Source organism: Campylobacter sp. RM16188 (assembly GCF_012978795.1).
Classification (GTDB): Bacteria; Campylobacterota; Campylobacteria; order Campylobacterales; family Campylobacteraceae; genus Campylobacter_A; species Campylobacter_A canis.
Window position 1 is genome coordinate 1 of record NZ_LIWQ01000025.1, and the last position, 9,290, is coordinate 9,290.

The 9,290-nt window shown below is 35.5% G+C and carries 7 protein-coding genes; 6 read left to right on the plus strand and 1 reads right to left on the minus strand.

Going from position 1 to position 9,290, the window contains the following annotated elements:
• The first annotated feature begins 517 nt into the window (after nt 1-517).
• Both CDOM16188_RS10790 and CDOM16188_RS11385 read left to right on the plus strand, forming a co-directional pair.
• Nucleotides 518-799: a type II toxin-antitoxin system RelB/DinJ family antitoxin gene (locus tag CDOM16188_RS10790; RefSeq protein WP_172202112.1), complete on the plus strand. Its 282-nt coding sequence runs from the start codon at nt 518-520 to the stop codon at nt 797-799.
• Nucleotides 800-889: 90 nt separating this feature from the next.
• Nucleotides 890-1,057, plus strand: coding sequence for a Txe/YoeB family addiction module toxin (locus CDOM16188_RS11385; RefSeq protein ID WP_367649354.1), 168 nt, complete (start codon nt 890-892; stop codon nt 1,055-1,057).
• A 182-nt stretch (nt 1,058-1,239) separates the two neighbouring features.
• Here the strand turns inward: CDOM16188_RS11385 and CDOM16188_RS10800 are convergent, their stop codons facing one another.
• Nucleotides 1,240-2,190, minus strand: a complete 951-nt coding sequence (locus tag CDOM16188_RS10800) for an AraC family transcriptional regulator (protein WP_172202114.1) — start codon at nt 2,188-2,190, stop codon at nt 1,240-1,242.
• A 107-nt stretch (nt 2,191-2,297) separates the two neighbouring features.
• Here CDOM16188_RS10800 and CDOM16188_RS10805 point away from each other — a divergent pair, with 107 nt between their 5' ends.
• The 4 genes from CDOM16188_RS10805 (at nt 2,298) to CDOM16188_RS10820 (ending at nt 9,275) form a co-directional block, all read left to right on the plus strand.
• Nucleotides 2,298-4,373 carry a TonB-dependent receptor gene (locus CDOM16188_RS10805; RefSeq protein WP_172202116.1) on the plus strand — a complete coding sequence of 692 codons (2,076 nt, stop codon included), beginning with the start codon at nt 2,298-2,300 and terminating at the stop codon, nt 4,371-4,373.
• Nucleotides 4,374-4,451: 78 nt separating this feature from the next.
• Nucleotides 4,452-6,203 carry an ABC transporter ATP-binding protein gene (locus CDOM16188_RS10810; protein WP_172202118.1) on the plus strand — a complete coding sequence of 584 codons (1,752 nt, stop codon included), beginning with the start codon at nt 4,452-4,454 and terminating at the stop codon, nt 6,201-6,203.
• Complete coding sequence (locus tag CDOM16188_RS10815) at nt 6,196-7,971, plus strand: ABC transporter ATP-binding protein (RefSeq protein WP_172202120.1); 1,776 nt, start codon at nt 6,196-6,198, stop codon at nt 7,969-7,971. Before CDOM16188_RS10810 ends, CDOM16188_RS10815 begins: the two co-directional genes overlap by 8 nt.
• A gap of 107 nt (nt 7,972-8,078) precedes the next feature.
• The gene (locus tag CDOM16188_RS10820) at nt 8,079-9,275 is read left to right on the plus strand and encodes an MFS transporter (RefSeq protein ID WP_301538614.1); all 1,197 of its coding nucleotides are present in this window, start codon (nt 8,079-8,081) and stop codon (nt 9,273-9,275) included.
• The last annotated feature ends 15 nt before the right edge of the window (nt 9,276-9,290 follow it).

The window sequence follows — 9,290 nt, forward strand, 5'->3', positions numbered from 1 at the left end:
TAGTCACCTAATTAGTCACTTAATAAAAGTAAAGTCACGGTTTGGTAAAAGAAAGTTAAAATATGTTTAACTTATGCACAAGTAAGTAATAATATTTTTACTATAAGCCTAAGTACATTGTTTTAAGTCAGTACTGACAATGGTTTGAGAGAATTACCCTATAACTTACTACTTAAAAAAGTTAAGTGAAAGTATGGTAAAAGAAAGTAAAAATACATTTAAAGAATGTAAAAGTGTGGTATAGTGGTGGGTTCACCAGAAGCCGAACCGTATCGTTTTAAGTCAATATTGATAAGGGTTTAAGGTAAGTAGCCAAAGGGCTAGTCACCTAATTAGTCACCTAATAAAATTAGGTGAAAGTATGGTAAAAGGAAGTTAAAAGTATGTAAAAAACGGTTATGTGCATTTTTACTAAAAAAGAGAATACATTTTTAAACGAAGCAATAGCCTAAAAAATAGCACTACTTAAATTTACTTATGCTATAATTGTATACAAATAAATACAAAGGAAATACAAATGACTACACTTATACAGTTTAGAGTTGATAAAGAGCTAAAAACCGAAGCCGAGAATTTATTTAAGGATATGGGACTTGATCTAAGTACCGCTTTAAAATTGTTTTTAAAGCAGTCTATTAATAAGCGTAAAATTCCATTCCCTATCACTACCGCAAATGATGAATTTTATAGTGATAGTAATACGGAGTATCTAAAAAATATATTAGATAACATAGACAATAAAAAAGTAAAGATGATAAGAAAAAGCATAGATGAGCTTGAGGCATTAGATAATGCTTAATATAGAGTTTTATCCCGATGCATGGAGTGATTATTAGAGCTAATCAAAGACAAAAAAATATCGGCAAAAATCAATACTCTTATTAAGGATATAGCCGGAAATGAAAACAATAGTAATCTTGGTAAACCGGAAACTCTAAAAGGCGACTTGGCAGGTTGCTACTCTCGCAGGATAGATCTTAAAAATCGAATAGTTTATAGAATAAAAGATAATAGCGTACAAATTTTACAGGTCGGGACGCATTATAAGCAGAAATAATCAAAGATTGGCAAATTCCGAATGGATGAATAAACAAAAATATGATTTATTTTTATTACAATTCAATATACTAAAAACTATCTAAGCAGATATAAAGCCGGTAGCTTCTAGAGTTTTAAAGAAACATATTTTTTAATGCAAGTCTAAAAGAGCTTGGCATATGCAAGATATTTTATAGTTTTTTAAATCCAAAATTTATTATGCCTTGAAATTTCAATTGGCAGTACTTCAAATTTTTCTTTAAAAATTTTACTAAAATGTGCCAAAGATCTGTATCCGACAATGCTAGCCGCCTCTTTTACACTTACATCATTTCTCAATAAAAGCTCCTTGGCGCTTTTAAGCCTTTCCTCTTGTAGCATCCCATAGATAGTTGTGCCAAAACACTGCTTAAAGCCTCTTTTTAGCTTAAATTCATTTATAGCACAAATTTTGGCAAGTTCTTTGATGGATGGCGGATTTGACATATTTTTTAGCAAAATTTCTTTAGCCTTTTTTATAGCGGCTATATCATGGTCGCATAAATTTAATCCTTTGCAGCAATCACAATTATCAGAAGTTGAGAAACTTTTATATATCATCTCTAAAATTTTAGACTCAATAAAAATTTCCCTCATTTTATCTCTATATATATGAGAATTTTCTAAATCCTTGAGAATAAGTTTCTGTGCTAAATTCGTAGAGCTTGCTTTAATGCTTATAGTTTCGGATTTTTCTATTTCGTTAAATATTGGAAAATCTTTTATTAAATTATTATCCATAAAAATGCACTGGCTTTTAAAGCGTTTTTTACGCTCATAAACAACCCTGCCCCTAAAAGGCTCTTTTATAACTCCTATCCAAGCATCATTTGGTCTAAATATACCATCATTGGCACTTTGACTGTTCATACAAACCGAACTATTTCCTGTATTAAAATACATAAAAGAGTATTTGCCTATATCAGCAGAATTAAATACCTTATCATCATCAAAATACATGTCAAATATTCCATAACCAAAACCGTTTGAGTTATTAAATATCTGAGTATTTAAAACCATATCATTGGTTTTTATACTTAACTCCTTTAAGCATCTCTCGTTATTACCCCATGTTTCGTTAAAAAATCTCTCAAGTTCGGGGAAGCTGCTCATAAAATCCCTCCATCGTTAAATTTAATCCCTCTGCCATTAATAAAGTAATAGTAATAATTATCAAATTATAGTAGTATTAAGCTTGAATAAATTTTAAGGAGTGTTACATGAGTTCAGGTTACATAAAATTTATAGGCATTATCTCTGTTGTCGCAAGCACTTGTTTATTTGCAACCGATAATATTTCGCTAAAAGAAGTAACAGTATCGGCAAATAAAATGGAAGAGAATATCAAAGATATCCCTCAAAGCGTAAGTGTCATAGATGAAACCGAGATAGAAGAAAAACGCATTAAAGATACCGATGGTGTAATGCGTCAGATTCCAAACCTAAGTGCCGAGCATTTTATCTATAAAACAAGAGTAAATTTTCGCGGTATAAATCACTCCGATTTTACCAATTCAAACCCTGTTACCGTCTATATAGACGGTATTGCCAGCAGTAACAACATGGGCAATTATAACTCTATTTTAAATAATGTCGAAAGAGTTGAAATTTTACGCGGTCCTCAAAGCACGATTTATGGCAAAGACTCGATCGGAGGCGTTGTAAACGTAGTATCCAAACAGCCTAAAAACGAGTGGAGCGGGGCTGTAGGAAGCGAATACGGCTCATATAACTACATGATGGGAAATTTTAACGCAAACGGTGCCTTAATAAATGATATTTTATTCTTAAATATCGGAGGATACGCTTCAAAAGATGACGGCTGGATAACAAACGAATATAACGGCGATAAAAAGGCAAATAAGGCAAACGATCATAAATTTGACGCAACTCTTACCGTTAAGCCTACCGACAGGCTGACTGCAAGATTAACCTTGGTTGAAGAAAGAAGCAAGGAGTATTTTTATAGGGGTGGCACAGGTCTATTTGGCACTATAAATTTAAAAGATGCCAAAAGAGCAAATTTTGAAGTGCCTACCGATAGTTTAGTTAAGACATTTTCTCAGGCTCTCGGAGTTGATTATGAGTTTGATAGAGTTAAATTTTCGTCCGTTACCACTCATAAGAAATCAAAGGCAAGCGGAATTTACGATAGCGACTTTACTTATGCACCGTCGCTTCCTTCTAACGGCTTAATCCAATTTCAAGATGTGCATTTAGACACTTTATCGCAAGAATTTAGACTAAACAGTATAAATACAGATAAATTTAAGTGGGTAAGCGGTCTTTATTTTGAGCGAGAAAAGACTCAAAATAAAAGAATGGGACAGCAGTTTAATCAAGGCGGAATGAAGATGGAGATGGATGCTCCCGCAACCATCAAAGCAGATACCGCTGCTGTATTCGGACAGGGCAGCTATGAGTTAACCGATAGTTTTTTACTAACTCTTGGAGGAAGATTTCAAAGGATCAAAAAAGATATAGATATGGCAGCTTTTATGACACCTCTTGGCATGTCTAAAGGAGCTCCTATTAATACCTTAAAAGATGGCAAGTCATGGAACAAATTCCTTCCAAAGGCGGGATTGACATATAAGATAAACGATGATTTAAGCGCTTTTGTTTCATACTCTCAAGGCTATTTGTCCGGCGGATACAACTACTACGCATTCATAAAAGAGCAAGCCTTTGATGCACAAAAGAGCTACAACTATGAGATAGGTCTTCGCGGAAATGCGTTTGACAATCGCCTTAGATTTAGTCTTTCCGCATTCCATATGGATATAAAAGACATACATCTATACTCAATCCTGCCGGGAGGAATATTTGTTACAAGCAACGGAGGTAAAGCAAAAAGCGATGGAATAGAGCTTGAAGCTCTTTATAGAGTTAGTAGCGAGCTTGATATAAGCGGAGCGTTTGGTATAAATAAAACTAAATACAAAGAAAATATCCAGTATCCAAACGCAGTTAATAAAAGGATAGAGAATACTCCAAACTACACTTTTAACCTAGGTGTTGCTTACACCCATCCAAGTGGAATTTATACAAGGCTTGATCTAAGAGGTAATGGAGATAAGTATTTTGATGCGGAAAACAAATTTAAACAAAAATCTTGGATGACGGCGGACATTCGCGCCGGCTATAGGTTCAAGGCATTTGACATCTACGGATACATAACAAATATCACAAACAATTCTCATGTGGTAACATTTATGCATCACGGAGGAATATCGGGCATGAATCACTTCGGTGATCCAAGAAGATTTGGCATGGGCGTAAGATACTCTTTTTAGGATTTAAACTCTCAAATTTAGGCTTAAAAACTTAAGCCTAAATTTTAACTTTGTATAACCGAAATCAAGGAATTTGTCATGAAAGAGAAGCAAGGAATTTTAACTAGGATTATGAATCCGGTTATAAAAGATATAAGGCTTGCAATGATACTTGCAGGCATCGCTTCGATTTGTTACGTGCTAGCTTTTAGCACCTTTGCTTTTGTAGTATCGTCTCTTGCCAAAGGCGAAGTAAATTACACTCTGATGTATATTGGAGCAGGCTTTATAATAGCAGAATATCTTTTGCGCTCAAACGCTTTTAAGACTTCTCACGTAGCCGCTTTTAAGCTGGAACAAATTTTACGAACCAGACTTTCTGAGCATATAGCCGCAATTCCTTTTGGTGAAGTTATAACCAAAGGAAGCGGAAGGCTTAAAAAAAATATGCTGGACGATGTAAAAAACTTACACTCGTTTGTAGCCGATACTACTCCTATGCTGGCAAGAGTAGCTATTACTCCCGTAGCGTGCTTAATCGCGCTTGGATTTTTTGATTTAAGGCTTTTATCGCTTAGTCTGGCTTTAGTTTTTGCAAGTGCGGCATTTATGAGTCTAGCGTTTAAAGATAATGAAAAATACAGAAGAGAGTATGACGACAACCAAGCTCTTATAAACGCTTCCATAATAGAATTTGTTCAAGCTATGCCAGTAGTTCGAACATTTAGTGATGGAGCTAGCTCTTTTAAGCGCTACAACGATGCTCTTAATGCGTACTGCAAGAGTCTTAAAGAGTGGATAGCACTTACTACCACAGCCTCAAGAGTTGCTATAATGCTAGCCAGTCCCATTATAACTCTTGTTATAGTGGGCGTTGCCGGTAGTTATTTTTATATAAACGGTAGCTTGGAATTTAGTAAATTTATCGGAGTATTGATACTTGCAGCAGGCATTATAGAGTCTATGATGCCGCTTATGTGGGTAAATAATTTTGTTCAACAATCAAGAGCCGCAGCAAGCGGAATTTTAGAAATTTTAGACATAAAACCTCTTAAAATTTCAGATTCTTTCAAAGAACCGAAGGATAGCTCGGTAGAATTTAAAAATGTAAGTTTTAAATACGAAACAAGAGACGAATTCGCTCTTAAGGATGTTAGTTTTAAGGTTGATGCAGGAAGCGTAACGGCACTCGTTGGTCCAAGCGGTGCGGGCAAGAGCACGGCGGCACAGCTTATCCCTCGTTTTTGGGATGTTTGTAATGGTAAAATTTTAATAGGCGGAGTTGATGTAAGGCAAATTGAGCCTATGAAGCTTATGAATTTTGTCTCTTTTGTATTTCAAGATACGTTTTTATTTAACGACACCATCTATGAAAATATATCAATGGCAAAGCCAAGCGCTACAAAAGACGAGGTGATAAACGCAGCTAAAGCCGCACAAATCGATGAGTTTATAGATGCTTTGCCAAATGGATACGATACCCTGTGCGGCGATAGGGGTACAAATTTAAGCGGAGGGCAAAAGCAACGCATAACCATAGCTCGGGCAATATTAAGAGACGCTCCTATAATAGTGCTTGATGAAGCTACGGCATTTGCAGATCCCGAAAATGAAGAAAAGATCATAAAGGCCATTTCAAATCTCATAGTAGGCAAAACCGTAATTATAATAGCTCACCGCCTATCAACTATCAAAAAATCCGACCAAATAGTAGTCTTTGATAAAGGGAAAGTCGCAGAAAAAGGGCTTCACGAAGAGCTTTTATCAAATAATAGTTTATATGCCAAGCTCTGGGATAGTTATACGCAAACTCAAATTTGGAACATATATAAAAGGGCAAATCATGAGTAATAATGTAAAATTCGCCTCTATAAAAGAGCTTTATAATATGTTTTTAGAGATTGCAGGCTCGCATCAAAAAGAGTATAAAAATAGTCTTTACTCCGGCGTAATAGCAATAGCAACTCAAGCCGTTTTGCTTTGTTTATTTTACCCTCTGCTTGTTTTTGCTTATCATGGAGATAAAAGCTCTTTAAATTTCGTTGTTTTATCCATGGTAGCACTACTTATAGTGTTTATGATAGCCAAATTTAAAAGCTCTTATTACGATCATGCCGGTACCTTTGTGGATGTAGGATACGATCTTCGCTTAAAGCTTGGCAAGAAGCTAACCTCAGTACCTCTTGAAAGCCTAGCCAAATATAAAACCGGCGAACTAAATGCGGTATTTGCAAGCAATGTTGATTCTGCCGTAATGTTTATGAACATGATACCTCTTATGTTTTTAGAGCCGATTTTAATCTGCTCTTTTGTCATCATCGCTACTATTTTTGCAAATTTCAAGATCGCCCTTATACTTATTTTTATACTGCCGCTTGTTATACCGCTTTATAAGCTAAAACGTAAGATGGCGGTAGAGGATAAAAAGATATTCATGGATGCAAATGCAACTCTTGAATCAAGCATAATAGAATATATCCAAGGTATAGGAGTGCTTCGCTCGGTAAATTTGATCGGCAAAAATTCACAAAAGCTACAAAAAGAGATAGCAAACGTAAGACAAATTCAGCTTAATGAAATGAAAGGCTCAAATTTACCAACTTTGCTAACTGGAAGCTTGATTATATTTACAACCTTGATAGCGGTTTTTACGGGAGTTTATCTAAATATAAACGGTGAAATTTCACTTGGTCTATTTGCGGCATTGCTTGTCATACTTCCAAGACTAAACGAGCCGTTTTCTATCCTTTTAATAGTAGCTAGCGTATTTGATCTTAGCGAAAACGGCTTTAGGCGAACGAAAGAAATTTTAAACATGAAAGAGCTTGAATTTTATCCGCCCATAGCGATACCCGATAAATTTGATATCGAATTTAATAAGGTTGATTTTGCCTATTTCGGTGCCGATAAAAATTCTCTCAATAATGTCAGCTTTAAAATTCCCGCTAAAAGCATGACCGCTATAGTAGGAGCCTCCGGAAGTGGTAAAACAACGGCGATAAAGATGCTTATGCGATATTCAGATGCACAAAAAGGCGAGATAAAGATAGGCGGAACGGATATAAGACATATAAAACAAGAAGAGCTTATGAAGTGCCTATCCGTAGTCTTTCAGGATGTCTATTTGTTTGACGATACGGTGCTAAATAATATCCGTATGGGTAGAGCAAATGCAAGCGACGAAGAAGTAAGAAATGCAGCCAAAACCGCACTTTGCGATGAATTTATCACAAGGCTTCCCAAAGGCTATGAAACTAGAGTGGGCGATATAGGCGGAAATCTCTCAGGCGGAGAAAAGCAGCGTATCAGCATAGCTAGAGCCATACTAAAAGACTCTCCTATTGTTATTTTAGACGAGCCTACCGCAGCGCTTGATACCGCAAGTGAGCTTGCGGTGCAAAAGGCTATTGATACTTTAGTAAAGGATAAAACCGTCATAGTCATAGCTCATAGGCTATCTACTATCGTCGCGGCTGATCAAATTTTGGTCTTTGATGATGCAAATTTGGTTGAAAAAGGCTCTCATGAAGAGCTTTTAAGAGCAAAAAGTAGATATTACAGCATGTGGCAAGCTCAGCAAAATGTAAAAATTTGGCATGCTAAAAATAAAGATGCGTAATAAAAATTTAATAAATTGCACTTTGGCCAAGGTATGCTTAATAAATTGCCAATACGACCTTATCTTGCGCATAAAATTTAAGCTATCTATAAGGCAGGGCTTTGAATTTGCCTATTAAAATTTTAAATTTCAAAGCCCGAATCGCTTTCTTAATAGTCTGCTTGAATATGGCTCAATACATAAGCATTGGTTTTTTCTCCGAAAGCTTGGCGGCTATACTTAGACAAGACGGACTTAGCTTAGAAAAGATAGGCGCGGTATATTTTATAGGTTTATTTTACGGATTTAGATTTTTATGGGCTCCGTTTGTAGAATTTGCAGTTGCAAAAATGGGCGGAGTTTATAAAAATTTTATTACGGTTGTCTTAATGCTAATGATAGTATCTCTTGGGATAACTGCATGTTTAAACGTAAGAGAAAATTTGAGCTTTATTCTTGCTATGGCGGGTATGCTTGGCTTTTTGTCAGCTACTTCGGCTATAGCTTCAAGTGCTTTAATTATTAAAATTTCAACTCCTCAAAATTTAGCAGGCGCAAATTCGCTAGCCGCTAGCGGAAATTTCATAGGTCATGTTTTAGGAACAGGCGTTACTCTGATCATATATTCAAATTTTGGCTGGAAAGTTTCAACTATATTTTTGATATTTCTTACCATTGTTGCTCTTTTTATGATTGCAACCTTTAAAGAGCGACCAAGAGAACTTGAAAGAGGGCAAAATCGAGTTAGCTTTAAAAGTATGGCGTTATTTTTCAAAGATAAGAAATTTTGGCTAAGTGTGCTTATGGTACAAGGCATCGGAGTGTGCATGTCTTTTGGACTAATCAATCCTATACTTGTCGATAGCGGACGAGGTCTTGACGAGATAGGCAAAGTAGTGCACATATACGGGCTTTGCGGTGTTATCATAGGTAGCATTACGGCAAGCTATCTTATAAACAAATTAGGCAATATTAAGACTATGATTTTGGCTATGCCTATTCAAGCTTTTGGGATTTTAACACTACTTTTGCCGATTTTAGGATATGCGAATTTAATAATATTAATCCTTGTGTGTCAAATTTGCTTTGCCGTATATACTATAGGCGCCGTAAGCATCTCAACTATGATAATGAGCAAAGCCACAAAATCTCCGGTAAGCGAGTGCGCCTTGCAAAGTAGCATAAGTATGTTGTTTCAGTATTTGTCGTTTGCCCTTGGCTTTATTATCGCTTCTTTAGTTGGCTACAAAATAACTGTTATTTTTTCGTTTGTTATCTGCTTTATTATTTTTTTATATCTTTTAAAATTTAAAAAATTGATGTAAATATTACTTGATTTT

What these genes read in the sequence shown, in the direction of transcription:
- CDOM16188_RS10805 (WP_172202116.1), top strand. Translation starts at nt 2,298, where the DNA reads ATGAGTTCAGGTTACATAAAATTTATAGGCATTATCTCTGTTGTCGCA.
- CDOM16188_RS10790 (WP_172202112.1), top strand. Translation starts at nt 518, where the DNA reads ATGACTACACTTATACAGTTTAGAGTTGATAAAGAGCTAAAAACCGAA.
- CDOM16188_RS10815 (WP_172202120.1), top strand. Translation starts at nt 6,196, where the DNA reads ATGAGTAATAATGTAAAATTCGCCTCTATAAAAGAGCTTTATAATATG.
- CDOM16188_RS10800 (WP_172202114.1), bottom strand. Translation starts at nt 2,190, where the DNA reads ATGAGCAGCTTCCCCGAACTTGAGAGATTTTTTAACGAAACATGGGGT.
- CDOM16188_RS10810 (WP_172202118.1), top strand. Translation starts at nt 4,452, where the DNA reads ATGAAAGAGAAGCAAGGAATTTTAACTAGGATTATGAATCCGGTTATA.